Annotated in this window: 23 protein-coding genes and 1 pseudogene; 9 read left to right on the forward strand and 15 right to left on the reverse strand. The window is 70.1% G+C overall.

What is annotated here, in order from left to right; genetic code table 11:
- Nucleotides 1-7: 7 nt before the first annotated feature.
- A complete protein-coding gene (locus ACGFY9_RS34650; protein WP_393760816.1) occupies nt 8-1,237 on the reverse strand; it encodes a prolyl oligopeptidase family serine peptidase in 1,230 nt (409 codons plus the stop codon).
- 207 nt (nt 1,238-1,444) lie between these two features.
- On the opposite strand from ACGFY9_RS34650, the gene ACGFY9_RS34655 reads away from it, so the two are divergent.
- The 4 genes and pseudogenes from ACGFY9_RS34655 (at nt 1,445) to ACGFY9_RS34670 (ending at nt 3,521) form a co-directional block, all read left to right on the forward strand.
- On the forward strand, nt 1,445-2,110 hold the full coding sequence (locus tag ACGFY9_RS34655) for a TetR/AcrR family transcriptional regulator (RefSeq protein ID WP_393760818.1): 666 nt from the start codon (nt 1,445-1,447) through the stop codon (nt 2,108-2,110).
- A gap of 50 nt (nt 2,111-2,160) precedes the next feature.
- Nucleotides 2,161-2,568: pseudogene (locus ACGFY9_RS34660) on the forward strand (4-hydroxy-2-oxovalerate aldolase); the annotation flags it as partial.
- 185 nt (nt 2,569-2,753) lie between these two features.
- On the forward strand, nt 2,754-3,248 hold the full coding sequence (locus tag ACGFY9_RS34665; protein ID WP_393760820.1) for an IclR family transcriptional regulator: 495 nt from the start codon (nt 2,754-2,756) through the stop codon (nt 3,246-3,248).
- Between the two features lie 21 nt (nt 3,249-3,269).
- Entirely contained in the window at nt 3,270-3,521 is a 252-nt protein-coding gene (locus tag ACGFY9_RS34670) for a hypothetical protein (protein WP_393760822.1), read from the forward strand.
- Nucleotides 3,522-3,532: 11 nt separating this feature from the next.
- On the opposite strand, the gene ACGFY9_RS34675 is transcribed toward ACGFY9_RS34670, so the two are convergent.
- The 6 genes from ACGFY9_RS34675 to ACGFY9_RS34700 form a co-directional block, all read right to left on the reverse strand.
- The gene (locus ACGFY9_RS34675; RefSeq protein ID WP_393760824.1) at nt 3,533-4,432 is read right to left on the reverse strand and encodes an SDR family oxidoreductase; all 900 of its coding nucleotides are present in this window, start codon (nt 4,430-4,432) and stop codon (nt 3,533-3,535) included.
- Between the two features lie 31 nt (nt 4,433-4,463).
- On the reverse strand, nt 4,464-5,207 hold the full coding sequence (locus ACGFY9_RS34680; RefSeq protein WP_393760826.1) for an SDR family oxidoreductase: 744 nt from the start codon (nt 5,205-5,207) through the stop codon (nt 4,464-4,466).
- Nucleotides 5,200-5,931, reverse strand: a complete 732-nt coding sequence (locus ACGFY9_RS34685) for a TetR/AcrR family transcriptional regulator (protein ID WP_393760827.1) — start codon at nt 5,929-5,931, stop codon at nt 5,200-5,202. Before ACGFY9_RS34685 ends, ACGFY9_RS34680 begins: the two co-directional genes overlap by 8 nt.
- A gap of 147 nt (nt 5,932-6,078) precedes the next feature.
- Nucleotides 6,079-7,377 carry a ThuA domain-containing protein gene (locus tag ACGFY9_RS34690; protein WP_393760829.1) on the reverse strand — a complete coding sequence of 433 codons (1,299 nt, stop codon included), beginning with the start codon at nt 7,375-7,377 and terminating at the stop codon, nt 6,079-6,081.
- A gap of 26 nt (nt 7,378-7,403) precedes the next feature.
- Nucleotides 7,404-9,626: an RICIN domain-containing protein gene (locus ACGFY9_RS34695; protein ID WP_393760831.1), complete on the reverse strand. Its 2,223-nt coding sequence runs from the start codon at nt 9,624-9,626 to the stop codon at nt 7,404-7,406.
- Nucleotides 9,627-9,679: 53 nt separating this feature from the next.
- The gene (locus tag ACGFY9_RS34700) at nt 9,680-11,050 is read right to left on the reverse strand and encodes a ricin-type beta-trefoil lectin domain protein (protein WP_393760832.1); all 1,371 of its coding nucleotides are present in this window, start codon (nt 11,048-11,050) and stop codon (nt 9,680-9,682) included.
- Nucleotides 11,051-11,355: 305 nt separating this feature from the next.
- Here ACGFY9_RS34700 and ACGFY9_RS34705 point away from each other — a divergent pair, with 305 nt between their 5' ends.
- Nucleotides 11,356-11,862 (forward strand): hypothetical protein, encoded by a 507-nt coding sequence (locus ACGFY9_RS34705; protein WP_393760834.1) that lies wholly within the window; start codon nt 11,356-11,358, stop codon nt 11,860-11,862.
- Between the two features lie 116 nt (nt 11,863-11,978).
- Here ACGFY9_RS34705 and ACGFY9_RS34710 read toward each other — a convergent pair whose 3' ends face one another.
- Complete coding sequence (locus tag ACGFY9_RS34710) at nt 11,979-12,827, reverse strand: helix-turn-helix transcriptional regulator (RefSeq protein ID WP_393760835.1); 849 nt, start codon at nt 12,825-12,827, stop codon at nt 11,979-11,981.
- 145 nt (nt 12,828-12,972) lie between these two features.
- Here ACGFY9_RS34710 and ACGFY9_RS34715 point away from each other — a divergent pair, with 145 nt between their 5' ends.
- The 3 genes from ACGFY9_RS34715 to ACGFY9_RS34725 all read left to right on the forward strand — a co-directional run bounded on the left by ACGFY9_RS34715 (nt 12,973) and on the right by ACGFY9_RS34725 (nt 18,003).
- Entirely contained in the window at nt 12,973-13,752 is a 780-nt protein-coding gene (locus ACGFY9_RS34715) for an NAD(P)H-dependent oxidoreductase (protein ID WP_393760837.1), read from the forward strand.
- Between the two features lie 110 nt (nt 13,753-13,862).
- Nucleotides 13,863-16,484, forward strand: coding sequence for an ATP-binding protein (locus ACGFY9_RS34720; protein WP_393760839.1), 2,622 nt, complete (start codon nt 13,863-13,865; stop codon nt 16,482-16,484).
- Between the two features lie 103 nt (nt 16,485-16,587).
- Entirely contained in the window at nt 16,588-18,003 is a 1,416-nt protein-coding gene (locus tag ACGFY9_RS34725; protein WP_393760841.1) for an FAD-binding oxidoreductase, read from the forward strand.
- A 25-nt stretch (nt 18,004-18,028) separates the two neighbouring features.
- On the opposite strand, the gene ACGFY9_RS34730 is transcribed toward ACGFY9_RS34725, so the two are convergent.
- A complete protein-coding gene (locus ACGFY9_RS34730; RefSeq protein WP_393760980.1) occupies nt 18,029-18,745 on the reverse strand; it encodes an NPP1 family protein in 717 nt (238 codons plus the stop codon).
- Between the two features lie 354 nt (nt 18,746-19,099).
- Here ACGFY9_RS34730 and ACGFY9_RS34735 point away from each other — a divergent pair, with 354 nt between their 5' ends.
- The gene (locus ACGFY9_RS34735) at nt 19,100-20,059 is read left to right on the forward strand and encodes a LysR family transcriptional regulator (RefSeq protein ID WP_393760843.1); all 960 of its coding nucleotides are present in this window, start codon (nt 19,100-19,102) and stop codon (nt 20,057-20,059) included.
- Here ACGFY9_RS34735 and ACGFY9_RS34740 read toward each other — a convergent pair.
- From ACGFY9_RS34740 to ACGFY9_RS34765, 6 genes are read right to left on the reverse strand one after another with little or no spacing between them, the layout of a single operon-like run.
- Nucleotides 20,010-21,338 (reverse strand): VWA domain-containing protein, encoded by a 1,329-nt coding sequence (locus ACGFY9_RS34740; RefSeq protein WP_393760845.1) that lies wholly within the window; start codon nt 21,336-21,338, stop codon nt 20,010-20,012. The two genes, ACGFY9_RS34735 and ACGFY9_RS34740, sit on opposite strands and share 50 nt — an antisense overlap.
- Nucleotides 21,335-21,952 carry an SRPBCC family protein gene (locus ACGFY9_RS34745; RefSeq protein ID WP_393760847.1) on the reverse strand — a complete coding sequence of 206 codons (618 nt, stop codon included), beginning with the start codon at nt 21,950-21,952 and terminating at the stop codon, nt 21,335-21,337. Before ACGFY9_RS34745 ends, ACGFY9_RS34740 begins: the two co-directional genes overlap by 4 nt.
- Nucleotides 21,949-22,842: an AAA family ATPase gene (locus ACGFY9_RS34750; protein ID WP_393760849.1), complete on the reverse strand. Its 894-nt coding sequence runs from the start codon at nt 22,840-22,842 to the stop codon at nt 21,949-21,951. The genes ACGFY9_RS34745 and ACGFY9_RS34750 overlap by 4 nt, the downstream gene beginning before the upstream one ends.
- Entirely contained in the window at nt 22,839-23,720 is an 882-nt protein-coding gene (locus tag ACGFY9_RS34755; RefSeq protein ID WP_393760850.1) for an XdhC family protein, read from the reverse strand. The genes ACGFY9_RS34750 and ACGFY9_RS34755 overlap by 4 nt, the downstream gene beginning before the upstream one ends.
- Before the next feature lie 11 nt (nt 23,721-23,731).
- Entirely contained in the window at nt 23,732-26,128 is a 2,397-nt protein-coding gene (locus ACGFY9_RS34760) for an aerobic carbon-monoxide dehydrogenase large subunit (protein WP_393760851.1), read from the reverse strand.
- Nucleotides 26,125-26,640, reverse strand: coding sequence for a (2Fe-2S)-binding protein (locus tag ACGFY9_RS34765; RefSeq protein WP_393760852.1), 516 nt, complete (start codon nt 26,638-26,640; stop codon nt 26,125-26,127). The genes ACGFY9_RS34760 and ACGFY9_RS34765 overlap by 4 nt, the downstream gene beginning before the upstream one ends.

Raw genomic sequence — 26,640 nt, forward strand, 5'->3', positions numbered from 1 at the left:
TTCCCGGCTACTTGAGGTGCCGGCCCAGGAAGTCGACGATGTGGCCCATCGTCTCCTGGGTGGACCAGGGCAGGGAGGCCGTGGTGTCGCCGGTGAAGGACAGGTCGCCGTGGCCGGCGCCGGTGAGGACGTAGCGGGTGCTGTCGATGCCCTTGGCGCGCAGTGCCGTGTGGAGGTTCAGCGTTTCGCTGGGTGAGACCAGGGTGTCGGCGCTGCCGTGGAAGATGACGAAGGGCGCGGTCCTGGAGCTGATGTGGGTGGCCGGGTCGGCGGCCGCGACCTCGCTGGTGCGGTTCGCGATCGACTTCTTGGTGCCGGGGCCGTAGACCCATTGGGCGGCGCTGTTGCCCGCCGCGTAGTTGGCCTTCTGGGCCGCCGTGTCGTAGTCGGCCGCGAGCTTGGAGAGGTCGGCCGGGCCGAACTCGTCGACCACGCCCTGGACTTCACTGCTCCGGGCGAGGTTGTCGCCGACGTCGAAGGACTTCTCTCCGTTGGTGGCGCCGGTCATCGCCGCCAGGTAGCCGCCCGCGGACTGCCCCCATACGGCGACCTGATCGGCGTCGATGGAGTACTTGTCCGCGTTGGCGCGGAGGTACCGGATCGCGGACTTCACATCGGCGACGGCGTCCTTGTACGTGGCGCCGTCCTTGGTGGTGCGGTACTGGATGCTGGCCACCACGTAGCCCTGGTCGGCCACATAGGTGCGCTGATTCAGGTTGGCGGCGCGGTCCGCCATGACGAAGCCACCGCCGGTCAGGTAGATGACCAGAGGCTTCTTGCCCGATGCGGACGTGGGCACCTGGATGTCCAGCTTCAGGTCGCTCTTCTTGCCGTCGGTGGTCGGCGAGGAGTACGTGATGTCGTGGGTGGTGGTGATCCCGGAGGTGGCGCACCGGATCTGCGCGCCCTTGGGATCGATCACCGTGCTGGTGCTGGTGTCCGACTTCTTGATGGTCTTGGCCACGGCGATGCCTCCCGCGTTGCCCGACGGCATTCCGGTGGGCGTCCCCGCGGGCGTTCCGGCACCGGCCCCGGCGGTGGCGTTGGTCGTGCCTGTGGGGCAGGCGGCCGTCTTCGCGCTGGGGCTGGCTGTACCGCCGGCCGAGCTTGTGCCGCCCGAGGAGCAGGCGACCAGGGCCAGCCCCGCGGCGATGGTGACCGTGACGGCTGCGCCGCCCCTCCGCCAGCCTGTCCGTGCCTTCCCTTGCGGCGCCGCGTTCTCTCCGTGCATGTCCATGTCTTCTTCTCCCGCTGACACGAGGTGGTAAACGGAGATTGCATCTCCGGTTTGTCTCTGCCACCGTAACATCAAACGGAGATATCGTCTCCGTTTAGGTCGGGGGGGGGTGATCGCGCCGGGTCGAACCTGATCAAGGGGCGCCCAGCTCGCGCCGGTACGATGAGCTGGAAGATCCGACATCATCCGGAAGGCGTGACGACTGGCATGGCGGAGCTCGCTGAACCCGGCAGACCGCCGTTGCGGCGCGACGCCGAGCTGAACCGCCGCCGCCTGATGACCGCCGCCCGCGAGGTGTTCCGCGACCGGGGTCTGGCCGCGACGCTGGATGACGTCGCCCGCCACGCGGGACTCGGTGTGGGGACGGCCTACCGGCACTTCTCCAACAAGGAAGAACTGGTCGACGCGGTCTTCGAGGACATGATCGACCAGGTCGAGGCGTCCGCGCGGGAGGCCGCCGCCGATCCCGACCCGTGGCACGGGCTGGCGTCCAGCCTGGAGAAGGTGTGCGAACTCCAGGCGCACGACCGGGGGTTGCGCGAGGTCATGCTCGGCACCGGCAAGGCGGCCCAGCGGCACGCTCTCGTCGACCGGCGGATCAAGCCCCTGGTCGATCCGCTGGTCGCGCGCGCCAAGGAGCAGGGGGCGCTGCGCCCGGACATGGAGCACCTGGATCTCCCGATGATCCAGCTGATGGTGGCCGCGGTCACCGACCAGACCGGAGAGCCCGACCTGTGGCGGCGCTACCTGCGCCTGCTGCTGGACGGCATGCGCACCCAGCCGGACGGGACGGAACCGCTGCCGCCGGCCCCCGTGTTCCGCGGTATCGGAGTGGCCGCGGATCCCGCAGGGGAGAAGCCGCCCCGTCTCTGAGGGCGGTCGGCGCGAACGTGTCCTGAGGCGCTAGACCGAGAGCGCGAACCTCCCTCTCGGTCGCCAACTCGGTGACCGCGGTGGAGGAGGGCGTGACCCGGGTGGACGCGTCCCTGGCAGGGTAGGGCGCGGGCGCCGGCAACTGCCCGATCGAGCCGTTCATCGCGGTGGCCAACCTCCTTGGCTGGGACCACGGTTGTGACCTGTTCGCGCTCCAGGACGCCGCCGACGACCTGGTCCGCCCGCTCCAGGACCGTCCGGTGCGCGTCGACCGGGAGACCCTGACCCTCGGCTACGCGGGTGCCTACTCCAGCTTCCTGCGGCACGCGGAGACGGCGGCCGGTCAGTACGGCCTCGACGCGCGCACCATCCTTCAGGAGGTCGGCAGGCGGGGGCTGGTCGGTGGGCAGGAGGACATGATCGTGGACATCGCGCTCGATCTGACCCGCGGCTGTTGATCGCGCTTTTCCGCCAAGCCGCCGCTCCCCGGCCGTGCACCGGGGAGCGGCGCTTTCGTGCATTGTTTAGACCGGGCGTACCAATAAACTCGTGCACGCCTCTTGGCCCGCGTCCGATGCCGTTGATACGTTGACGCCGGCGCCGAACTAGAATTGATTTCAGTTTGAGCAGAGAGGCATTGACGATGACGTCTGCCCTTCGCCTGGACCCGCGATACGAGGCCGACCGGCATGCGCTGCCGCCGTCGATGATGGAGCGCGTGACGCTGATCATGGACCTCTTCGAGCGGCCCCAGACACACCTCACCCTCGAAGTGGTGTCCCGCCGGACCCATCTCCCACGCTCGACCACCCACCGGATCCTCGACCAACTGGTGCGCCTGGACTGGCTGCACCACAGGCACAGCACGCTGCGCGCGGCGGCGGCGCCCCAACTCCTCGACCTGGCCGTGCGCACGAAAATGGTCGTCCATCTCGCCGTGCTCGACGGACCGGAGATCTACTACCTCGACAAGGTGGGAGGCCGGGCGGCGGTCGACATCCCCTCCCGGGTCGGCGGACGCGCGGTCGCCCACTGCACCGGGCTCGGGAAGGCCATGCTGGCCTGGCTGAGCCCGGAGGAGATCGACGCCCGCTACCAGAAGGCGATGGAGTGCCGTACCTCGCACAGCATCGGCTGACTCGACCTGCTGCACCGCGAGTTGGGCACCGTACGCCGTCGCAACGGGCTCGCGATCGACCGGGGCGAGTGTTTTCCCGACCTCGGCTGCGTCGGCCTCGCCCTGCGCGGGCCCGACGGCCCGGTCGGCGCGATCTCGGTCGTCGGGGACGGCCGTGCGCCGCTGGAACTTGTCGCTCCGCTGGTTGTCAACGCCGTACGGGCCGTGTCCGAGGAGTTGTTCGGGGGCGGGGAGCCGTATCGGCGGGACGTGCCGGAGGCGGTGACCTTGTAAACGGCTGTTGGTCAGGCCGCAGTGGGGCGCACGGAGAGCAGGTCCGCCAGGTCGACCCGGGTCAGGAAGTCGCGGCGGATACGGTCGGCCACGACGGAGACCGCCTCGGAGCCGTCGTCGGCCGGGTCGATGTGCACCCGGTACGGGCGCTGCCCTGAGGGGAGTGCGACGATGCGGGCGATCTCGTCGGAGACCAGCGAGGCGTCCGCACCCTCGGGCTCCAACGCGGCCAGTTTCTCCGCGACTTGGGTCATCAGACCGGCGTACCGCGTCTCGTACTCCGCCGCGACCACGCCGTCCGCAGGGTGCCCGGAGTGGGCGAAGTGGTTCGTGCCGCTGGTGAACGCACCGGGCACCACGATGGACGTCTCCACACCCCAACGGGCCAGCTCGGCCGCGTAACTGACGGCCAGGGAGTCCATCGCGGCCTTGGCGGCGAAGTACGGCGCCAGATACGGCGGAGTACCGCCCTTCACGCTCGAACTCGACACCCAGATCACCAGACCCCGGCCGGCCTTGCGCAGGTGGGGCAGTGCGGCGCGGTTGACGCGCTGGGTGGAGAGGACGTTCACGTCGTACAGCTCGGCGAGCTGCTCGGGCGTGAATGCCTCGGCCGGTCCGGTGACCATGTGGCCGGCGTTGTGGATCAGGACGTCGATCCGGCCGTGCTCGGCGACGACCCGGTCGATCGCCGCGTCGACGGAGTCCTGCGCGTTGACGTCGAGTTCTATGGAGCGCAGGTCGACGCCGTGTTCCTTGCTGTAGTCGGCGGCGGCCTGGACCTGGGGTGCGTTGCGGCTGGTGGTGTTGCGCATCCCGGCGTAGACGGTGTTGCCCCTGTCCGCGAGGGCGCGGGCGGTGAGGGCGCCGAAGCCGCTGGAGGCGCCGGTGATCACGACGATGTTGTTCATGGGGATCTCCTTGAGGGGGTGGGGCGGCGGATCAGGCCAGCCCGCCGTTGGCGTACAGCACCTGGCCGTTGATCCAGCGGGCCGGGCCGGCGAGGAACGCGACCGACTCCGCGATGTCGTCCGGGGCGCCGAGGCGCTCCAAGGGGGAGGCCATCGCGAGGTTCTGGACCGTCGCCTCGTCCTTGCCGTCGAGGAAGAGGGGCGTGGCGGTCGGGCCGGGGGCCACCGTGTTGACGGTGATGTCCTTGCCGCGCAGTTCGCGGGCCAGGACCAGGGTCATCGCCTCGACCGCGGCCTTGCTCGCCACATAGCCGCCGTACGTCGGGAACTTGGTGCGGGTGACGGTGGTGGAGAAGTTGATGATCGCGCCGCCCGCGCGCACCCGGCGGGCCGCCTGCTGGGAGACGACGAACGTGCCGCGGATGTTGGTGCGGTGCATGCGGTCGAGGTCGTCGAGGTTCATGGTCGCGATGGGTGAAAGGACCATGATCCCGGCGGTGTTGACGACCACGTCGAGCCCGCCGAACTCCGCCTCGACCGCGTCGAAGGCGGCCGCCATCTCCTGCTCGTCGGCCACGTCGCCGCCGACCGGGATCGCCCGGCCGCCGGCCGCGGTGATCGCGGCGACCGTCTCGTCGGCGCGGGACTTGTTGCCGGCGTAGTGCACGCCGACGGCGATGCCGTCCTGGGCGAGGCGTTCGGCGACCGCGCGGCCGATGCCGCCGGAACCGCCGGTGATCAGCGCGACGCGGGTGGGGGTGTCGGTGTCAGTCATGGTGAGGGCCCTTCCGGGATGTGGGGTGCTGCGGGGAGACGGGAATCTGCGTGAGCCACTGCCCGAGCAGGGCCGACTCCGCGGGGCTGAACGGTTCGGGGGTGAGATCGCCGAGGGACGAGAGCAGCGTGGTCGCGGCTGCGACGCGGGCGTCCGCGGCCGTGGTGTCCGCCGCGGGATCGGGATCGAGCAGGATCGCCTGATGGATCGCGTCCCGGACCAGCCTCGACAGGCCCGAGTCCGGATACAGCGTGGGTCGGGTGATCAGCGACAGGGACACCCCGGTGTTGGCCGACATGACCATGCGTGCCGCGATCTCCGGTGCGACACGGAGGCGGCCCTGCGCGGCGAGCCGCTCAAGGTCTCCGCGGAGGATGCGCATCGCCTCCTCCGCCGCCGCGGGCACGGAACGGAGCGCCGGGGCGAACATCAGCTTGTAGGCGTTGGGGTGCGCCAGTGCGAACGCGGTGTGGCTGTCCCAGCCGGCCCGGAGGTCCCGCAGCGGGTCATCGGACTTCTGCGCGGCGCGCTTGGTCTCCAGGTACTGGTCCCACACGTGGTCGACCGTCGCCGCCAGTAGCCCGTCCTTGTCGCCGAACAGCCGGTACAGCACGGGCTGTTGGACGCCCGCCGCCTCGCACACCGCGCGTGTCGAGACGTCGCCGCTCGGCGACTGGGCGATCAGCTCCGCCGCTGCCTCGATTATCAGCGATCTCGTGTTCATGTAATCGACGATAACAGGGATTCGTATCGCTGACAACAGTCTTCTGTTAGCGTCGAAAACATGCCGACGGGAGCGGGGAAAACGAAGGGGCGCCCCCGCCGCATCGACACGCGATGCGACAGCGGCGCCCCTGGTCGCCGTGCAGGCTCAGGACTGCACGGCGAGCTGGAAGGCCTGCGCGGTGGAGCCGTCGCAGGTCCGTTGGGTGAGTTGGACAGTGTTCGTCGCCGCCGTGGCGGCGGTGAGGCACTTGCCGCTGTGCCGGGCGACGAAGTGGTAGCGGCCGCTCGTCTCCTTCACTGGCTGCCACTGCTGGTTCGTGCCGCCGGAGTAGGCCCACAGCTGCAACGGCGCGTTGTCCGCCGTCGAGCGGTCGGTCACGTCGATGGCCTGCGCCGGGTTGCCGCGCGCGGTGATCTCCATGTACCCGCTGTCGGTGGAGCGGAACTGGTACTGCTGTGCCGTCGTACCGTTGCAGGCGTACTGCTGGATCGCCGTCCCGTTGGCCGTGGCCGCCGAACGGGCGTCCACGCAGGTGCCGTTGCCGCCGTTCTGCACGGAGTACCAGGACGTCTCGGAGATCGGGGTGTCGGTCGGCGGGGTCGAAGTGTCGCCCCCGCCCAGCCACTTGAGCCCGTTCAGCAGGAACTGGTTCTGGGTGGCGCTCGCGAACGTCGACGACAGGCGCGTGTTGGTCGTGTAGTTCATCGCGTTGTGGCCGAAGTTCGCGTACAGCATCTTGTACTTCGTGTTGGTCCAGATGATCGGGTAATACCCGCTGTACCAGGACTGGTTGGGATCCGTGCCGACCGGGAAGCTGCTCGGGTCGATCGACGCCAGGATCTTGATGTCCGGGTTCTGCCGCAGATCGTTGGACCAGCTGTACCACTCGCTGACCGACGAGGTGAACGTGGCCGGCAGGGCGGCTGTGGGCGGGATCGAGTGGTCCTCCACCTTCAGGGTCACCGCAGTCGGACCCCAGGTGTTGGACACGAAGTTCCCCGAGCCGAGGAACGTGTTGTGGTACCAGGACCAGCTCGCCGCGTCCGTCGTGAAGGCGGAGACGTGGAAGCCCATGAAGCCGCCGCCACCCCTCATGTACGCCTCGAATCCGGTGCGTTGGGCGGAGGTCTGCGGCAAGTCGTCGAGGAACAGGACGACTTGGTAGGCGTTGACCCCGCCGTTGGCGAGCAGGTCCCAGTTGGTGCTGGCCGTGTAGGTGTAGCCGTTCGCCGCCGCCTGCTGCGGGAACCAGACGTTCGCCTCCTTGTCGAAGTCGATGTGCGCCGCGTCGTACGTACCGCTGTAGAGCGCGAGGATCTTGAACGGGGTCGCCGCCATGCTGGCCTGGGCGGCGGGCGGTACGGCCGCGAGGCCGAGCAGCGTCGCCAGGAGGAGCAGGACCCGCAGGAGCGCGCGGGTGGAACCGGATCTGACAGTGTTCATCTTCTGATCGATCCTTTCCGTGCGGTCTACGGGTAGTTGGTCAAGTAGGCGACGTTGGTACTGGAGTTGGACGGTCCGCCGGTGCTGTTGATGATGTGGCTGATCGTGCCGACCCCGCCCAGCGAGACGGTCACCATGTCGTGGAACTTGACCCCGGACACGCTCGGCACCTCGAAGGCGTGATCGGCGACCACGCTCGAATTGCTGCTGAAGTAGCAGTAGCTGCCAAGTCCCCATGCCTCATGGCTGGTTACGTTGGCGGCGACCTTGTAGGCGGGGTAGCCCTTCCCGGAACCGTTCATCCAGGAGGCCTGGTTCGGCGGGTCGTAGGGCATCTCGTTCTGGAAGAAGTACGTTCTGCCGCCGTTGCCGTTCCAGACGACCTGGGTCTTCTGGAAGTGCTCGACGAACAGGCCGTACGCCGTCACGTTGGCGCCGTTGACGATCAGTCCGGTGTCGGCCGTGTTGGTGGTCCAGCCGACCGTGCCGGAGTTGCCGTGGTCGGCCCGCCAGATCCAGGTGTGGTCGATGATCGTGTTGGCGCTGTTGATGACAAGGGAGTTGGTGGCCTTGCCGACGGTGGCGCCGCCGATGCGGACGAAGACATCGGACAACTGCGTCGGGTCGGAGGCATGAGTGGCGGTCGAGCCGGACGGGCCGATCTGCACCAGGGTGGCCGAGTTGGTGGTGCCCGCGTCGATCAGCAGGCCCGCCAGCTCGATGCCGTCCACGTCGGCGGTGGAGATCGCGGTGATCCCGCCGTCCGGCACGAAGGTGGCCAGGCCCATGCCCAGGACGACCGTGTCGGGGCGCGTGATGTTGAGCGTCTGGTTGAGGTGGTAGACGCCCGGGGTGACCAGCAGGTTCTTGCCGGCCGCGAGCGCGGTGTTCATGTCGGCCGCGGTCGCGCCGGGCTTGACGATGTAGAACTGGTCGATCGGCAGGGACTTGCCCGCCGGGGTCTTCCCGCTCCACGTCGTCCCGACGGCGTTGGACTGCAGCCCGGGCACGAACACCTGGTAGGCGCCCGCGCTGTCGACGTACAGGAAGGGCTTCTCGCGGATCGTCGGGGAGCTGGCGACGTTGGTGTACGTCGGGAAGGACTGGGCGGGTGCGCCCTGATCGCCGACGAAGACCATGTTCCAGTTGGAGCCGGACCAACTGCCCATCGTGGAGTTCCGGGTGAGGAACTGCTGCTGGGAGCCGGACTGGATCTGGCCGTCGACCTTGGTGTCGGAGATGAAGCCGCCGCTGGACCAACCGCCGTCGTCCAGCGCCAGGTTGCCGCGCACGTGCATGCGCCGGTACGGGGCGGCCTGCGAGACGGCCCAACGGTCGGTGCCGCCAGTGGGGTTGACCGACAGGTTCTCGGCGTCGCGCCAGAAGTTCTGCGTGGCGTTGCCCTGGAACCAGTCGGCCTCCGCGTGCACCGCGCCGTTGATGGTCACGTCGTCCGGCGAGAAGCCGAGGCCCGCGACCTGTGTGTAGAAGCCGACGTTGGCGTTCGCGCTGTACGTGCCCGGCTTGAACAGCAGGGCCTGGCGGGTCGAGCCGAACTGGTTGGTCTGCTGCTGGGTGAAGACCGAGTCCAGCTTGGACTGGATGCTGGACGCCGACATCGACGGGTCGAACACCGTCACGTTGGGACCGAAGTCCGGAGTGCCCGGCGGGTTCGTCGTGGCGCCGCCCAGCGTGAAGGACTGCGCGGCCGTGCCGTTGCAGGTGTACTGCGCCAACTGCACGCTGTCGGCGGTCGACGCGCTCGGCACGTCGAGGCACTTGCCGCTGTTGCGGTTGACGAAGTGATAGGCGCCGTCGGCCTCGGCGACCGGCAGCCACTGCTGGTTGTTGCCGCCGGAGTACGTCCACAGCTGGATGAGCGCGGAGTCGGCGGTGGAGACGCCGGTGACGTCCCAGGCCTCGGCCGCGTTCAGGTTGCTGTTCACGCGGTAGTAGCCGCCGTCGGTGGCGACCAACTGCCAGTTCTGCGCGGTGCTTCCGTTGCACGTGTACTGCTGGACGGCCGTGCCGTCGGCACTCGCGGCCGAACGGGCGTCGACGCACTTGCCGCTGCCCTTGTTGACCACGGTGGTGTACCCGGTCGGGATCGCGGCGGCGGCCGTGCCCGCCGCGCTCGCCGAGGCCTGCGTGGCGAACTCGATTCCGGTCACGGTGGTGGCCACGAGCGCGACCGCCGTGAGCGCTCTCGGTATGGGGTGGCGGCCGGTCAGTCTCTTGCGTCTGAGCACGGATTCTCCTGTGGTGATGGGGGGTTGGGGAGAGAAGGTCGCAGGGGCGGCCGTCAGCCGGTGTACTGGGCGAAAATGCTGGTGAACTGCCAGTTGCTCTGGCTCACGCCCGAGCACGTGTCGTCGTTCGGGTAGGCGCCCGGGCAGGGACGGTCACGGTTGGCGGACCAGAACGTCAGGCGCGCGAGGTGGTGCGTCTGCGCGTAGCCGAGGATGGTCTGGAAGTCGGCGGTGGTGACGGTCTCGTTGTTGTCGGTGATGCCGTTCATGGAGGAGATGCCCATGTCCCGGTAGGCCGCGTCGTCGCTGTAGCCGTACGCGTTCTTCAGCGCGGTCTTGAGGCCCTCGGCGGCCCGCTGGGTGAGCGTGCCCATGTTCTGGCCCGCGCCGCCGAAGTCGAACGGCATGATCGTCCACGCGTCCACGGTCAGCCCGGAGGACGCGGCCCGGTTGATGAGACTCGTGTCGGGACCGCTCTGCCCGGTGCCGATGGTGACGTACACCTTGATGCCCGGGTTGTTGGCCTTGACGGTCTTCAGCGCGTCCACGGTCCGCTGCTGCACGGTCCCGTTGCTGTACGCGTCGGCCTCGATGTCGATGTCGATGGCCTTGAGCGAGTAGGCGCTGATGACCTTCTGGTAGGCCGCCGCCAGTTCACTCGCGCTGGAACAGGAACTCTCCAGCTTGTTGCCGCTGTAGCCGCCGAAGGACGGGACGACGTCACCGCCGTTGGCCCGCACGGTGTTGATGGTCGACTGGTCGACCCCGCCGGTCAGCGCGCGGCCGCCGTCCCACTGCGGGTTGCAGTAGCCGTTGCTCAGGACGAACGCCAGCGTGAACCACTTCACGCCGGTTGCGTTCATGACAGTCGTAGGGCTGGGCGGGTTCCCCCAGCCGTTGTACAGGTACGGGGCCACGGCCATCGGGGCGGTGGTGGGTGGGGTCGTGCCGCCTGCGGCGGGCGCGGTCCACTTCTGGTTGGCGGCGCCGGAGCAGGTCCAGATCTGGGTGCGGGTGCCGTTGGCCGAGGTGTTGCCCGTGACGTCCAGGCACTTGTTCGCGGCCGGGTTCACGATGTCGTGCGCGGCGGAGACCGTCCACTGCTGGTTGGCGCTGCCGCCGCAGGTCCACAGCTGGAGCTGGGCGCCGTTGGCCGTCGAATTGCCGGTGATGTCAAGGCACTTGCCGAGGGCTCTGATGGTCCCGTCGGAGCCGACCGTCCACTGCTGGGCGGCGGTGCCGTTGCAGTCGTAGATCTGTACGGCCGTGCCGTCGGCGGAACTCGCGCCGGCGACGTCGAGACACTTGCCGCCGAGGCCGGTGATGGTGCCGGTCGCGGCCGAGGCGGAGGGGGCTGCGAGGGTGCCGACGGCGGTGAGGCCGAGGGAGAGGGCGAGGGCGCAGCGCAGGGCGAGGCGTTGCATGACGAGGGGGCCTTTCGTCCTGGGTGGGGGGTGGACGCCGCCGGCATGAGGGCGGTGAGAGGTGAACACGAGTGTTCACATATGTGAGCGGGGAATGCATTCATGGGAGGTCTGTTGGCTGGTGAACCTAAAGGTCTGCACCAAAGCCGTCAAGAGGTGCGACCGGAGAAGTCCCGCACGGCATGCCTGAGTTGAGAAGTTGTAGGCGAAGGAAAAGAAATCACCAGGACCATTGAGTGGCCGGTTCTCACAGGTCACACTGTGCGGGATTCGTGATGATCGACGGGGTGCTGGCCGGAGGAAACATGAACACAGCGGGGGCCGTTCAGGTCGCAGTCCGGCACATACTCAGTGACAAGCTCTCCGGGGGATTCCTCAGACCGAGAACGCGCACGATCACCTGGAAGGACACCCGCTACGTCGTCAAGCGGCCCGCATCGGGCAAGCACACGGTGGAGTTGACCTGCCACGTGTGCTCGGCGTCTCTGCTGGCCGAGGTGCGCGACCACTCCTCCACCCGGACGATCGCGAGCGTCCTCCGCGTCCTCGCGGTGCTGTGCCTGGTCGCCTTCTTCGCGGCCTTCGCCTACGCCCTTCACGAAGGCGGGAAGACCCTCCCCGAGGGGCAGTCGCTCCCGGTCCTGTTCTCCGTCAGCGTGATCACCGTCTTCGTCACCTTCGTGGCCGGCCCCACGCTCTTCATCCGCAGCAGCCGCTACATCGGCGTCAGCATGCTCGACGCCCCCAAGCCGCGCCGTCGGCACCACATCATGCCGGCGCGGAAGGCGCCGCAGGGCGTGCGAACTCCCTGATGAGCCGCGCGAGTTCGGCCGGACGGTCGAGGGGGAGCGGCGTGTCGCCGTCGTCCAGCTCGACCATCCGTCCCTGAGGCGGGAGTTCGGTCGGTCGGCGCCCGGGCGGCGTCGTGTCACTCGCGGACCCGGGCGTTCACTCCGGGACGCGCGTCACCGCTGTCCGCACCCAGGCCCGCGAGCAGGCGCAGCCCGTCCTCGGCTGGGCTGCCGGGGGCCGCGGAGAGCACCAGCAGCTCCATGCTCGATTCGTCCGGTAGCGCGAAGTTCTCCTGGTGCAGTTCCAGCAGTCCGACCAGCGGGTGCAGGTACGCCTTGCGTCCATGGGTACGGGCGCGGACGTCCGCGCGGGCCCAGAGACGACGGAAGCGCTCGCTGCCCATCGCCAACTCGCCGATGAGCGAAGCCAGTCGGGGATCCTCGGGGTATTTGCCGGCGGCCAGGCGCAGATGTCCGACCACGTCGAGGGTGCATATCTCCCAGTCCGCGTAAAGACCGCGCCCGGCCTCTTCGAGGAAGATGTGCCGGGCGGTGTTCAGGCCCGGCAGCGGCCGGCCGTACAGGAGCCCGCCGAGGCGGTTCCCGGCGAGCACGTCCAGGCGATGGTCCATGATCAGCGCGGGTGCGTCGGCGACCAGGTCGAGGACGCGCAGCAGCTCCGGCCGGACCCTCCCGCCCGGCGCCTTCGCGCGGCGGCGGCGCTGCCGGGCGAGCCGGTCGAGGTGCCCGCGTTCGGTCTCGTCGAGCCCGAGGACACGGGCGAGCGCGTCGAGGATCTGCTCGGAGGGCTGGGTCGCGCGGCCCTGCTCCAGGCGTACGTAGTAGTCGACGCTGACGCCGGACAGGTGCGCGACCTCTTCGCGGCGCAGCCCTTCGACCCGGCGGCGGCTGTCGGTGGGGATGCCGACGGACGCCGGGTCGACCCGGGAACGCCGGGTCCGCAGGAAGCCCGCAAGATCGTCCATGTCCCCAGTATCGCCTCGGCGGTTGCCCGTGAGGGTGGTCCTGCCGATACCAGGAAGTCCCGTCCGACGGACGAGGCGCCCCTGAATGCCACGCGCCACGGTGCCCAGTATCGGAGGCGACCGATCCGAAGGAGTTGGAGTTCCCGTGAAGACGCTGATCGTCTACGCCCACCCGGAGCCGAAGTCGCTCAACAACTCGCTGAAGGACCTCGCGGTGTCCACCTTGGAGACCGCGGGGCACGAGGTCCGGGTGAGCGATCTGTACGCGATGAACTGGAAGGCGGTCGTGGACGCGGCGGACTACGGCCCCGACGCCTCACGTCCGCTGAAGGTCGCCCTGGACTCGGGCCGGGCGTTCGACGCCGGCACGCTCACCCCGGACGTCCGCGCCGAGCAGGAGAAGCTGCTGTGGGCCGACACGGTCATCTTCCAGTTCCCGCTGTGGTGGTACACGATGCCCGCGATCCTCAAAGGGTGGGTGGACCGGGTGTTCACCTTCCACTTCGCCTACGGCGTCGGCGAGCACAGCGACACCAAGTACGGCGAGCGCTTCGGCGAAGGCACCCTCGCGGGCAGGAAGGCTCTGCTGTCGGTGACCGTCGGCGGTCCTGAGCCGCACTACGCCGCTCGCGGGATCAACGGCCCCATCGACGATCTGCTGTTCCCGATCCACCACGGCATCCTCTACTACCCGGGCATCGCGGTGCTGCCACCGTTCGTGCTGTACGGCACCGACCGGATGACCGCCGAGGACTACCCGGACGTCGCCAAGGCCTGGGAGCAGCGCCTGCTCACCCTGGAGTCGACCGAGCCGATCGCGTTCCGCCGGCAGAACTTCGGCGACTACGAGATCCCCTCGCTGCACCTGAAGGAGGGACTGGAGCCCGCGGGCCGCACGGGTTTCGGGTTGCACGTGCGCGACTGAGCGCGATCCCGGCCGGTTCGGTTCGGGCGGGTCATGAGCGCCTCCCGTGGGTGTCTGCACTCAAGAGGGCGGCAAAGGACCGAAGTGTGACACCCGTACGGAAGTCGGCGGTGAGTGGCACAATCGGCGGCGTGGATCGGGGGATCCTGGAGCGTGAGCCCGAACTGGCGCGACTGGCATCGGCCGCACGTGAGGCGGCGGACGGGGCCGGTTCCGTGGCGCTCGTCCTCGGCGAGGCGGGCATAGGCAAGTCGAGCCTGGTGAAGGCCATGCCGGACCGGCTGCCGCACAGTACACGCATCCTCCTGGGCCAGTGCGACGACCTCGCCACCCGCCGCCCCCTGGGCCCGTTCCGCGACCTCGTCGGCAGCGTCGGCACCGAACTCGCCCGGGCCGTCATGGAGGGCGGCGACCGCCACCGCGTCCACGAAGCCCTGCAAGGGGAGTTGGCCGGCGTACCGCATCCGGCGGTGCTCGTCGTGGAGGACGTCCACTGGGCCGACGAGGCATCGCTGGACGCCCTGCGCTTCCTGGTCCGGCGCATGCATCGGCTGCCCGCCGTACTCGTCCTCACCTACCGGGACGACGAGTTGAGCCGCGAGCACCCGCTGCGGCACCTCCTCGGCGAGGTCTCCCGCACGGACCGCGTGCACCGGCTCCCGCTGGCCCGCCTCTCCAAGTCGGCGGTACGCGCCCTCAGTTCGGCCAGCCGTCTCGACCCGGCCCAGGTGTACGAGGTGACATCGGGCAACCCCTTCTTCGTGACGGAGGTCCTCGCGGCCGGCGGCACCGGGGGAGTGCCCCCGACGGTCGTCGACGCCGTGCTCGCCCGGCTGCGCGGACTCGACGGCCGGACCGTCGACGCGCTGGACCAGCTCGCCGTCGTGCCCTCCGCCGTCGAACGGCACCTCGTCGACGCGCTGTTGACGGGCGGGGTCGCCGTGCTGGCCGCCGCCGAACAGCGCGGGCTCCTCGCGGTGACCCCCGAACGGGTCGCGTTCCGCCACGAGTTGATCCGTCGCGCCGTCGCCGACTCCCTGCCCGCGGCCCGGCGCATCGACCTCAACCGCGATGTGCTCACCGCCCTGATGCTCCGGCCCGGCTCCGACCCGGCCCGCGTCGTCCACCACGCCGCACAGGCCGGCGACCAGGACGCCATCGCCCGCTACGGCCCCCGCGCTGCCCAGGACGCCACCGAGGCGGGCGCCCATCGCGAGGCCGCCGCCCATCTGCGGCTCGTGCTGCGGCAGCGGCACCGCTACACCCCCGCCGAACTCGCCGACCTGCTCGAACGCTACGCCGTGGAGTGCTATACCGTCGCCGACTCCGTCGAGGCCGTCGCCGCCCAGCGCGATGCCGTGGCCCTGCGCCGCTCCCTCGGTGACACCCTCACTCTCGGCGCCGACCTGCGGTGGCTGTCCCGCATCCACTGGTGGGCGGGCCACGCGGAGGAGGCCCAGGACGCGGCACGGGAGGCCATCGCCGTCCTCGAACACGCCGGTGACGACCGGCTGTTGGCCCTCGCGCTCAGCAACACCGCCCAGCTGCGGATGCTGTCCGACCGGTACGCCGAGGCCATCTCCCACGGCGAGCGCGCCATCGCCCTGGCCCGCCGCGCGGACGACCCCGCGATCCTCGCCCACGCCCTCAACAACGTGGGCACCGCCCGCTGGCGCAGCGGCGACCCGGACGGGCGACGTCAGGTCGAGGAGAGCCTCACGGTGGCGCTGGCCGCGGGCGAGGTCGAACACGCCTGCCGGTCCTACGCCAACATCATCTGGTCCCTCCTCGACGACCTCCGCTACGCCGAGGCCGACCGCTATCTGCCCCCGGCCATGGAACTCGCCGACCGCGCCGAGCACTTGGGGTTCCTCAACTACCTCCACGTCGAGCAGGCCATGCGCCGGCTCGCCGCCGCCGACTGGGACGAGGCCGAGCGGCACGCCGAGTACGGGATGCACGACTTCATACCGGCCCGCTGCCCCGCGCTGACCGTCCTGGCCCGGGTGCGCGTCCGGTGCGGCAGGCCGGGCGCCGACGAACTCCTCACCCAGGCCCAGGAGATCGCCGTACGGGCCGGGGAGTTGCAGCGCAAGGGCCCGGTGGCGGCGGCACGGGCGGAGGCGGCCTGGCTGCGGGGCGACCACGCGGCGGTGATCGAGGCGGCGGAGCCGGTCCATGCGCAGGCGGCCCGCCTCGACCACGGGCCGTACCGGGCCGAACTCGGCTACTGGCTTTGCAAGGTCGGGCACCCGGTGGCCGCCGACGACAGCGACCACCCGTACGCGCTGCAGGCCGCCGGGGAGTGGAAGCGGGCAGCGGATCTGTGGCAACAGGCGGGCTGCCCCTACGAACGCGCCGCCGCGCTCGCGGAGAGTCCCGACGCGGCCGACAAGCTCACCGCGCTCGCCGAACTCGACGCGCTCGGCGCCGAACCCCTCGCCCGCCGCATCCGCGCCGAACTGCGTGACCTCGGTGTCCGCCATGTCCCGCGCGGCCCGCACGCGGCGACCCGGGGCAACCCTGGCGGGCTCACGGAACGCCAACTCCAGGTCGTACGACTGCTGGTGGACGGTCTGACGAACCCGGAGATCGCCGACCGACTCGTCGTGTCCGTCCGTACCGTCGACAACCATGTGCGGGCCGTACTGGAGAAGCTGGACGCGCCCACCCGGCGGCAGGCCGCGGCCCGGGCCACGGAACTCGGGCTGCTGCCGGACGCCGAAACGTAGGTACCCGGCGCCGCCGAGCTGGGTGACGGGCACGGATGTCCGCGCGTTCCCGGGCGGCGTAGAACATGCAGGTCAACCAGAGCACCACGAAACGGGGGACCGCATGTCCAGCACACCCGCACAAGCCGCTCGCCGTGAACTGACCGACTTCGCCGGGGAGTTGATCGGCCCGGACGACGCCGGCTATCCGGCGGCCCGCGCCGTCTACAACGCGATGACCGACAAACGGCCCGCCCTCATCGCCCGCCCCGCCGACCCGGACGCCGTGGCCCGCGTGATCGGCTTCGCCCGCGCCCACGAACTGCCCCTCGCGGTACGGGGAGGCGGCCACCACGGAGCCGGACTCGGCACCGTCGACGGGGGAGTGGTCGCCGACCTGTCGCTCCTGAAGGACATCCAGGTGGACCCCGAGGCACGCACGGTACGGGTCGGCGGAGGGTGCGTGTGGGGCGAGGTGGACCGTGCCACCAACGCGCACGGGCTCGCCACCCCGAGCGGCATCATCTCCACCACCGGCGTCGGCGGTCTCGCCACCGGCGGCGGGCTCGGCCACCTCACCCGCAAGTGCGGGCTGACCATCGACAACCTGCTGGAGGCCGACCTCGTCCTGGCCGACGGCAGCCGGGTGCGGGCGAGTTCGGACGAGAACAGCGATCTGTTCTGGGCGGTCCGGGGCGGTGGCGGCAACTTCGGCGTCGTCACCTCGTTCCTGTTCCGGCTGCACGAGATCAGCACGGTCGTCGCCGGGCCCACCTTCTGGCCGGTCGAGATCAGCGCCGAAGTCCTCGCCGCCTACCGGGACTTCCTGCCGAACGCGCCCCGCGAGCTGAACGCGTTCTTCCTGCACGGCAGTGTCCCGCCCGCCCCGCCGTTCCCCGAGGAGCTACAACTGCGCAAGACGGCCGGCGTGGTGTGGTGCTACACCGGCGGCGACTCCGAGGCCGCCGCACGTGAGATGGCGCCCCTGCTCGACGCACTGCCCGCACCCCTCCTGCACGCGGCCGGACCGATGCAACACCCGGACATGCAGGGCATGTTCGACGGGCTCTACCCGCCAGGCGACCAGTGGTACTGGCGCGCCGACTTCGTCAACGACATCCCCGATGACGCCGTGGAACTCCACGCCAAGTTCGGGGCGGAGGTGCCCACCCCGCAGTCGACGATGCACCTCTACCCGATCGACGGCGCGGCCCACGACGTCGGCAACGACGAGACCCCGTGGGCGTACCGCGACGCGCGCTGGGCGTCCGTCTTCGCCGGTGTCGACCGGGACCCCGCCAACGCGGGCGTCATCAAGAGGTGGGCCATCGACTACCAGGAGGCCCTGCACCCGTACTCGGCGGGCGGCGCCTACGTGAACATGATGATGGACGAGGGACAGGAACGTGTCCGGGCCAGCTACCGCGGCAACTACGACCGCCTGGCCCGTATCAAGGCCGACCGTGACCCGGACAACGTCTTCCGCCTCAACCAGAACATCCACCCGACCCCGAAACCGCGCTACGAGACACGCCCGTAACACCAACTCCGAGGCCGGGCCGGCATCACGCGTTCGGGTCGAACGAGATGCCGGACGGCTCGGCGATGGACAGGGCGTAGTTGAAGTCGCTGTCCCTGATCTTCAACGTGGCCGAGCCGAAGTCGGCGGCCAGGAGCTTGTCCTTGAGGCCGGCCGGGTAGCCGTTCCAGCCCACCAGACGCGGGTAGAACCAGTTGCCGGTGGCGTTCTCCGCGGGCTCGTCGTTGGTGTTGGCGAAGCGGAAGTCGTGCGAGCCGATGCCGTCCTTGTGGTAGACGATCTTGGGGTGCGTGCCGTCGAAGCGCACCCCGGAGGCCGCCGACACCTGGTACGCGGAGTGCTGCGACACCGACACGTACTGGACCGTGTTGTCCTTGATCCACACCACGACGTGCTCCCAGTCGTGGGTGTGCCCGATGGCCGCCGGGCCCAGGGTGACCTGGTCCTTCTCGAAGTAGCTGGCGTACATCACCGCGCACCAGTCGTTGTTGCACTTGGTCCGCGAGTACGTGTTGGCGTTGTTCAGCTGGGCCATGTCGTGGCAGTGCCCGTTGACGTCGCCGCCGAGCTTCAGCCCGGGGTTGATGGTGCCGTCGAGGCCGATGGCGGCCGTGGCGTAGCAGCCGTCGCCGTCGTAGTCGTAGGCCGGGGAGAAGGTCTGCTCCTGGCCGTCCGCGTTCTGCGGGAGCAACGTGAGGACGTTGGCCTGGGCGGCCGTCGCCTGCCCGACCACGAGGGCCAGTGCGCCGAGGACGGTGACGACGGCGGAGCGGCGAAGGCGCCGGGTGCGCGTCCGGGGCTTCGCCGCTCTCGCGGAGTTGTCGGTGGGGGGTGTCAGTTCAGGCACGCCGACTCCAGTTCTGGGCTGTGGGGGGCGCTACTGGATGCGCCAGGTCCAGACCTTCGCAGGCGGGTGTGTGCACGTCAACACCCTTGCGATGTACGGGTCTTGGCTCGGCGCTGAACTTTCCTACCTGTGCTTTTGCTGTGCCCGTGCGGCTCTCGGCGCGACCATGGCTCTCGGCGAACAAGTGCGCTAATTTGAGATCCAGGGCACAGGTGAATGGGCACCCGTGGCGAGTGCGGGAGGTTCTGGTTGACCCCGGCGCAACTACGGGCCTTCGCGGCGACCGTACGCCTTGGTTCCGTGAAGGCCGCCGCGGCCGATCTCGCCGTCACCGAGTCCGCCGTCTCCATCCACATCGCGCATCTGCGCAGGGAACTCGGCGACAAGCTCTTCGCCCGCACGGCCAACGGACTCGCGTTCACCCCCGGCGGGCTGCGGCTGGCCAGCCGCGCCGCCGAGATGCTGGGGCTGCAGGACCGGACGATCCTCGAAGTGAGACAGGCCGGCTCCGGCCGACGCCTGCTGCGCGTCGCCGCGTCGAGCCTGTTCGCCGAACATGCAGCCCCCGGCCTGATCGAGCTGTTCGCGGGGCGCGCCGACGACCTCGACGTCGAACTGAGCGTGCACGGCCCGCAGGAGTTCGCCTCCCTGCTGCTGACCCGCGCCGTGGACGTGGCCATCGGGCCCCGCCCCGCCACCCTCGACGACACCACGACCTGCACGCACTTCCTCAACTACCAGGTGATCGCCGTCGTAGGACCGGACCATCCGCTCGCGGCAGCGGCGAGTGCCGGTGCGGCCGAACTGCGTGGCCAGACCTGGTTGTTGGGTCCCTCGGCGGTCGGGCGGACGGGCATGGTGCCGTCGGTACTGCGCCGCCTGGGCATCCCCGAACACAACCAGCGGATCTTCCAGAGTCATGCCGCGTCCGTCGACGAGGCCAAGCGGGGCAAAGGGGTTGCCCTGGCCGTCGCCTTCGCGGTGACGAAGGACCTCGCCGAAGGTGATCTCCGTCAACTCGCCGGTCCTCAACTCCCTGCGCGTGGCTCCTGGAACCTGCTCGCCCTGCCCGACCGCGAAGCGTCGGCCGCTGCCGCGGAGTTGCGGCGATTTGTCACCACACCGCGGGCTACGCAGGCGATGTTGCGTGGTGCGGGGGTTACGGCGGGGCGGTTTCGGCCGGCGATACACGTGACGTTGTGGAGCTGAGGTCATGGTTCTTTGTCTGCGGGCCGGTGGGGGCTGGGCGCGCAGTTCCCCGCGCCCCTGGGAGGCGCGCTGCGCGCGGCCTCCCGAGCCTTGCGATCGCGTCCGGCACCCGCAGCAGCGCGCCGAAGCTGTTCGCCGGCAGCAGCAGGTCGACGTACGGCAGGGCCGCGGTCATCGTCGTCGTGCGCGGGACGAAACCGGGGGCGGCGGCCCGGGGGTTGAGCCAGATCACCGTGTGGGCGCGGCGCCGTAGCCGGGCCATGGCTGTGGCGAGCCGGTCGGGCGGGTCGCCGTCCCAGCCGTCCGAGGCGATCAGCACGACCGCGCCGCGCAGGATGCCGCCGTGGTGCGAGGCCAGGAGTGTGCTCAGGCAGTGGGCGATGCGGGTGCCGCCGAACCGGTCGGCGACCCGTTCCGTCGCCTCTTCGAACGCCTCCTGGGCCGAGTGGTGCGCGAGCACCGTGGTGAGCCGGGTCAGGGAGGTGGCGAACGCGAAGACCTCGGCGTGTGTCGTCAACGTGAGGGCCCGCATCAGATGCAGACAGGCCACCGCCTGCGCCTGCATCGACCGGCTCACGTCGCACAGCACGACGACCCGGCGTGGCCGGTCCACCGGACCGGCCCGGACCAGCCGTACCGGTTCCCAGCCGGTCCGCCGGGCCCGGGCCACGGTCTCCCGCACCGCCACCCGGTGGCCGCTGGCCCGCACGGCGTAGCGCCGGGTGCGGCGTACGGGCCAGTCCCGCAGCCGTGCGTCGAGCAGGCGGCCGAGCAACTCGGCCTGCTCCGCGTCCAGTTCACCGAACGGCGTGTCCACTGCGGTCGCCAGCTCGCTGGGCAGGCGCTGCGGCATCGTCAGGGCACGCTCCGCACGGTGTTCGGCGCCGTCGACGGCGGGCGGCAAGGTCACCCACGGCAGACCGGAACCGCCGGCCGCGGCACCGGGGTGAGCGCCGGCCCGAGCCCTGTCCCGGCCGTCGGCACCCGCACCGTGCCCGTCGCGGCGCGCGTTCGGGTCGAGAGCGAGTACGGACTGCCCGAATACCGCGTCGAAGACGTCGTCGAAGCGGGCCAGGTCGGGACGGTCGCGTACGAGGGTGACGCGAGCCGTCCAGTACAACGACGTGCGCGTCCTGGGCGGGGCGGCCGAGAGCGCGTCCACGAAGTCCCGGGTGCCGGTCAGGCCCACCGATACGCCGTGTTCCCTGAGCCGCGCGGCCAGCGCGGTCGCGAACGCGGCCCGGTCGACGGCGGGTAGCAGCGGACCGCTCGGTGTCATCGGACCAGCAGATAGATCACCACGGCGATGACGACGGCCGCGCCGACCGCGGGGAGCAGCCGCTTGTACACCGACGCACCGGCCACTTGCATCAGGTCCAGCGGCGCGCTCGGCGCCGACTGCGACACGGGTGCCGCCGGCACTGCCTCGGGTTCCGCCTCGGCCTCCCGCGTCGCCAGCAACTGCGTCTCCACGTTCGCCACGAACTGCGCGAACAGCTTCTCCGAGATCTCCTTGATCATGCCGCTGCCGAACTGGGCCAGCCTGCCGCTGATGTTGAGGTCCGTGCTGACCGTCACGACCGTGCCGGCGCCCTCGCCGCGCAATCGGGCGTCGACCGTCGCGGACGCGTTGCCGCCCCCTCGCATGTCCTTGCCGGCCGCGCTGATCACGGCGTGATGGGCGCTCTCGTCCCGCTCCACGAAGCGCGCCGTCCCCGCGAACTGGCTGACCATCGGCCCGACTTTGACCTTGACCTTGCCCCGGTGGATGTCGCCGTCGACGCCGGTCAGTTCGGCACCGGGCATGCATGGGGCGAGGGCCTCCAGATCGGTGAGCGCCTGCCACGCCCGCTCGACCGGCACACCGACGCTGAACTCGTTGTCGATCTTCATCGTGTCCTCACTTCTTCGGGGTAGCCGAGTGCGTCGAGGGCGCCGACGACGGCGATGCGGTCGTCGGGGCTCTTGGCGACCGTGCTGAGCGTGCGGACGATGTCGTCGCGGGCCAGCCGCGCGACCCGCAGGGCCGCCAGGGCGGAGACCCAGTCGATGGCCTCCGCCATGCCGGGTGCCTTGTCGAGGTCCAACTCGCGCACCCGGCCGATGAATTCGGTCGTGGACGCGATCAACGGCTCGTTCGCGGCCGGCACCGTACGGCGCAGGATCTCCGCCGTGCGTTCGGGCGTGGGGAAGTCGATCCAGTGGTAGAGGCAGCGCCTGCGCAGCGCGTCGTGGAGTTCCCGGCTGCGGTTGGAGGTCAGCACCACGACGGGCGGCCGTACGGCGGTGAAAGTGCCCAACTCCGGGATGCTGATGGCGGATTCGCCCAGGAACTCGAAGAGCAGCGCCTCGAACTCGTCGTCGGCCCGGTCGATCTCGTCGATCAACAGCACGGACGGCAGCGGGCCTTGATGACGCACCGCCCGCAGCAGGGGCCGGTCGAGCAGGAAGTCCTCGGTGAACAGGTCGGCGTCGGACAGCTCCCGCCCGTGCGCCTCGGTGAGCCGGACGGCGAGCAGCTGGCGCTGGTAGTTCCACTCGTACAGCGCCTCCCCCGCCGTCAGCCCCTCGTAGCACTGCAGCCGGATCAGAGGAGTGTCCAGCGCCTTGGCGAGCGCCTTCGCGGCACTGGTCTTGCCCACGCCGGGCTCGCCCTCCAGCAGCAGCGGCCGGTCGAGCAGCGTCGCCAGGAGCAGAGCGGTCGCCGTGCCGTCGTCGACGAGGTGGCCGACCTCGCCGAGCCGCCGCCGTACGTCGTCGGCGTCTGTGAAGAGACCGCTCACCCGCCGGCCTGCCCACCCGCGTACCAGCGGTCCCGGCAGCCCGTCCCGCAGAACCAGAACTCGCCCTCCCCGGTGGCGAGATGGGGTGTGTCGGCGCCCACGGTGACCGTCATCCCGCACACCGGGTCCACGGCCTGGGAAGGGCGCTCGGGCACGGGCGCCTTCGACGCGTGTACGACCCGCACCACGTCCGCCAGGATCGACAGCGCGATCTCGGGTGGCGTACGGGCGCCGATGTCCAGCCCGGCCGGAGCCTGGACACGGGCCCGTTCCGCCTCGGTCAGGCCGAGTTCGTCGAGGAGGGCAGTGGCACGGCGGTGGCTGGCGACCAGCGCGATGTGACCGATGCCCGCGTCGAGGGCGGCGCGCAGGGACTCCGCGTCGCCGCGGCCCTGCCCGGCCACGATCACCGCCGACGTGTGGGCGGTGGGCGGGAGTTCGGGCAGGGAGCGGGCCGTGGCGTAACCCAGCAGAGCGGCGAACGCGACGCAGGCCTCCGCGACCGGTGTGGTGCCGACGACCTCGATCAGCGGCGGCGGCAGCACTGGCTCCAGGAAGATCTCCAACGCACCTCCGGACAGGCAGGGGTTGACCACGACCCGCGCCCCCGGCGTCTCGGGGAACTCGGCGTCCCCCTGCGGTAGGACGCGCAGCAGCAGTGGCCCACCGTCGTGCAGGGCGCCGAGCGCGGCCGTGCGCACGGAACCCTCGGCACACTGGCCGCCGACGAAGCCGTCGATGGTGCCGTCGCCGTGCACGATGGCCTCGTCGCCGGGGTGTGCCGAGGCGGGCGCCTGGGCCCGCACGACGCGCGCGTGGACGAACGGCACGCGCCGCTCGGTGAGTTCGAGGGCTCGCGCACTCAACTTGCCGGTCATCGCAGCCACCTTCAGATCGGCGGAGTCGGTCGGCCCCGCATCGCCTCCCACACCCGGGAGGGCGTGAGCGGCATGTCCGCGTGCCGGATGCCGTACGGCTTCAGCGCGTCGACCACCGCGTTGACGATGGCGGGCGGCGAGCCGACCGTCGCGGACTCGCCGACCCCCTTGGCGCCGATGGGGTGGTGCGGGGAGGGCGTGACCGTGAACCCGGTCTCCCAGTCGGGGACTTCGAGCGAGGTGGGGATCAGATAGTCCATCAGGGAGCCGCTGAGGCAGTTGCCGTCCTCGTCGAAGGAGATCATCTCCATGAGCGCCATGCCGACGCCGTCGGTGAGGCCGCCGTGCACCTGCCCCTCGATGATCATCGGGTTGATGCGGGTGCCGCAGTCGTCGACCGCGACGAACCGGCGGACGGTGACTTTCGCCGTGCCCGGGTCGATGTCGACGACGCAGATGTAGGCGCCGTGCGGATAGGTGAGGTTCTCCGGGTTGTAGCAGATCTGCGCCTCCAGACCGCCCTCCATGCCCTCGGGCAGATCGCCCGCGCCGTGCGCCCGCATCGCGATGGCCTGGATGGTGACCGAGGCCTCGGGGTCGCCCGCGACGTGGAAGGAGCCCTTCTCCCATTCCAGGTCGGCGACCGACACCTCCAGCATCGACGAGGCGATCAGGCGTGCCTTGTCCCGCACCTTGCGGGCGACCAGCGCCGCGGCGGCGCCCGAGACGGGCGTGGACCGGCTGCCGTAGGTGCCCAGGCCGAACGGTGTCTGGTCGGTGTCGCCGTGCACCACGTCGATGTCCTGCGGCGGGATGCCGAGTTCCTCCGCGACGATCTGCGCGAACGTCGTCTCGTGCCCCTGCCCCTGCGACTGCACCGACAGCCGGACGACCGCCTTCCCGGTGGGATGCACCCGCAGTTCACAGCCGTCGGCCATGCCGAGACCGAGGATGTCCATGTCCTTGCGGGGACCCGCGCCGACCGCCTCGGTGAAGAACGACACGCCGATGCCCATGAGTTCACCGCGGGCACGCTTCTCGGCCTGCTCGACGCGCAGCGCGTCGTAGCCGGCGAGTTCCTTGGCCAGTTCCATGGTGGGCGCGTAATTGCCGGAGTCGTAGACCCAGCCGGTCTTGGTGCGGAAGGGGAACTGCTCGGGCCGGATGAAGTTCTTCATCCTCAACTCGACCGGATCCATGGCCAGTTCGTACGCGAGGCAGTCGACGATCCGCTCGATCAGGTAGACGGCCTCGGTGATGCGGAACGAGCAGGCGTACGCGACCCCGCCGGGCGCCTTGTTGGTGTACACGGCGGTCATCTTGCAGTGGGCGGCCTCGATGTCGTAGCTGCCGGTGAAGACGCCGAAGAAGCCGGCCGGGTACTTCACGGGTGCGGCCGTGCCGTTGAACGCGCCGTGGTCGGCGAGGACTTGGGTGCGGACGGCGAGGATCCTGCCGTCCCGGGTGGCCGCGATCTCGCCGCGCATCACGTAGTCGCGGGCGAAGCCGGTGCTGATGAGGTTCTCCGCGCGGTCCTCCATCCACTTCACCGGTTTGCCGATGAGGAGTGAGCCGACGATCGCGCACACGTAACCCGGGTAGATCGGCACCTTGTTGCCGAAGCCGCCGCCGATGTCGGGGGAGACGACCCGGATCTTGTGTTCCGGCAGTCCGGCCACGATCGCGTAGAGGGTACGGTGGGCGTGCGGGGCCTGGGTCGTGGACCACAGGGTGAGCCGGCCGTCGACCTGGTCGTAGTCCGCGACCGCACCGCACGTCTCCATGGGCGCCGGGTGCACGCGCGGGTAGACGATGTCCTCGGTGACCACGACGTCCGCGCGGGCGAAGACGGCCTCGGTCTCGGCCTCGTCGCCGGTCTCCCAGTCGAAGCAGTGGTTGTCGGCCTTGCCCTCCAGGTCGTCGCGGATGACGGGCGCATCGGGGGAGAGGGCGGTGCGGACGTCGATCACCGGGTCCAGCGGCTCGTACTCGACGTCGATCAACTCCAGCGCGTCCCGGGCCGCGTAACGGTCCTCGGCCACGACGAAGGCGACCTCCTGGCCCTGGAAGCGGACCTTGTCGGTGGCGAGGACCGCCTGCACGTCGTTCGAGAGGGTCGGCATCCACGCCAGCCCCTTCTCGGCGAGCATCGCGCCGGTGACGACCAGACGGACCTTCGGGTGGGCCTCCGCAAGGCTGGTGTCGACGGAGAGGACGCGGGCGTGCGCGAACGGCGAGCGCAGGATGGCCAGATGCAGCATGCCGGGCAGGTCGAGGTCGTCGACGTAGCGGCCCTTGCCGCGGACGAAGCGCGGGTCCTCCTTGCGGAGCATCCGGCCGTGGCCGCAGGGCTTCTTGTCGTTGTCGACGAACGCGGTGCGGTGGCCGTTCTCGGAGACGGCGGTCATGACGCGCTCCCCGAAGCCGAAGTGGCCTGTGTATCCAGGGAAGTTCGGGTGCCTGCCTCCTCGGCCGCCGCCCACCGGACGGATCGGACGATGGTGGCATAGCCGGTGCAGCGGCAGATCTGCCCGGAGATCGCCTCCCGGATCTCCGTGTCGGAGGGGTCGGGGTTGCGGTCCAGCAGGGCACGCGCCGTCATCATCATGCCGGGTGTGCAGAAGCCGCACTGCAAGCCGTGGCACTCGACGAACCCGCGCTGTACCGGGTCGAGTTCACCGTTCTGTTCGAGGCCCTCGACCGTGCGTACCTCGTGTCCGCCCGCCATCGCGGCAAGGACCGTGCAGGACTTGACCGGTTCGCCGTCCAACCACACCACGCACGTACCGCAGTTGCTGGTGTCGCACCCCCAGTGGGTGCCGGTCAGTCGCAGGTGGTCGCGCAGGAAGTGGACGAGCAGCAGCCGTCCTTCGATCTCCCTGGTGACCTCTTCGCCGTTCACGGTCATGCTGACCTGCAC

It is taken from the genome of Streptomyces sp. NPDC048504 (genome assembly GCF_043200035.1).
Taxonomy (GTDB): domain Bacteria; phylum Actinomycetota; class Actinomycetes; order Streptomycetales; family Streptomycetaceae; genus Streptomyces.

Coding starts and splice junctions, on each gene's coding strand:
- ACGFY9_RS34700 (WP_393760832.1), bottom strand. CDS start 11,050: ATGCAACGCCTCGCCCTGCGCTGCGCCCTCGCCCTCTCCCTCGGCCTC.
- ACGFY9_RS34710 (WP_393760835.1), bottom strand. CDS start 12,827: ATGGACGATCTTGCGGGCTTCCTGCGGACCCGGCGTTCCCGGGTCGAC.
- ACGFY9_RS34760 (WP_393760851.1), bottom strand. CDS start 26,128: ATGACCGCCGTCTCCGAGAACGGCCACCGCACCGCGTTCGTCGACAAC.
- ACGFY9_RS34755 (WP_393760850.1), bottom strand. CDS start 23,720: ATGACCGGCAAGTTGAGTGCGCGAGCCCTCGAACTCACCGAGCGGCGC.
- ACGFY9_RS34705 (WP_393760834.1), top strand. CDS start 11,356: ATGAACACAGCGGGGGCCGTTCAGGTCGCAGTCCGGCACATACTCAGT.
- ACGFY9_RS34685 (WP_393760827.1), bottom strand. CDS start 5,931: ATGAACACGAGATCGCTGATAATCGAGGCAGCGGCGGAGCTGATCGCC.
- ACGFY9_RS34650 (WP_393760816.1), bottom strand. CDS start 1,237: ATGGACATGCACGGAGAGAACGCGGCGCCGCAAGGGAAGGCACGGACA.
- ACGFY9_RS34665 (WP_393760820.1), top strand. CDS start 2,754: ATGACGTCTGCCCTTCGCCTGGACCCGCGATACGAGGCCGACCGGCAT.
- ACGFY9_RS34690 (WP_393760829.1), bottom strand. CDS start 7,377: ATGAACACTGTCAGATCCGGTTCCACCCGCGCGCTCCTGCGGGTCCTG.
- ACGFY9_RS34725 (WP_393760841.1), top strand. CDS start 16,588: ATGTCCAGCACACCCGCACAAGCCGCTCGCCGTGAACTGACCGACTTC.
- ACGFY9_RS34680 (WP_393760826.1), bottom strand. CDS start 5,207: ATGACTGACACCGACACCCCCACCCGCGTCGCGCTGATCACCGGCGGT.
- ACGFY9_RS34745 (WP_393760847.1), bottom strand. CDS start 21,952: ATGAAGATCGACAACGAGTTCAGCGTCGGTGTGCCGGTCGAGCGGGCG.
- ACGFY9_RS34675 (WP_393760824.1), bottom strand. CDS start 4,432: ATGAACAACATCGTCGTGATCACCGGCGCCTCCAGCGGCTTCGGCGCC.
- ACGFY9_RS34740 (WP_393760845.1), bottom strand. CDS start 21,338: ATGACACCGAGCGGTCCGCTGCTACCCGCCGTCGACCGGGCCGCGTTC.
- ACGFY9_RS34655 (WP_393760818.1), top strand. CDS start 1,445: ATGGCGGAGCTCGCTGAACCCGGCAGACCGCCGTTGCGGCGCGACGCC.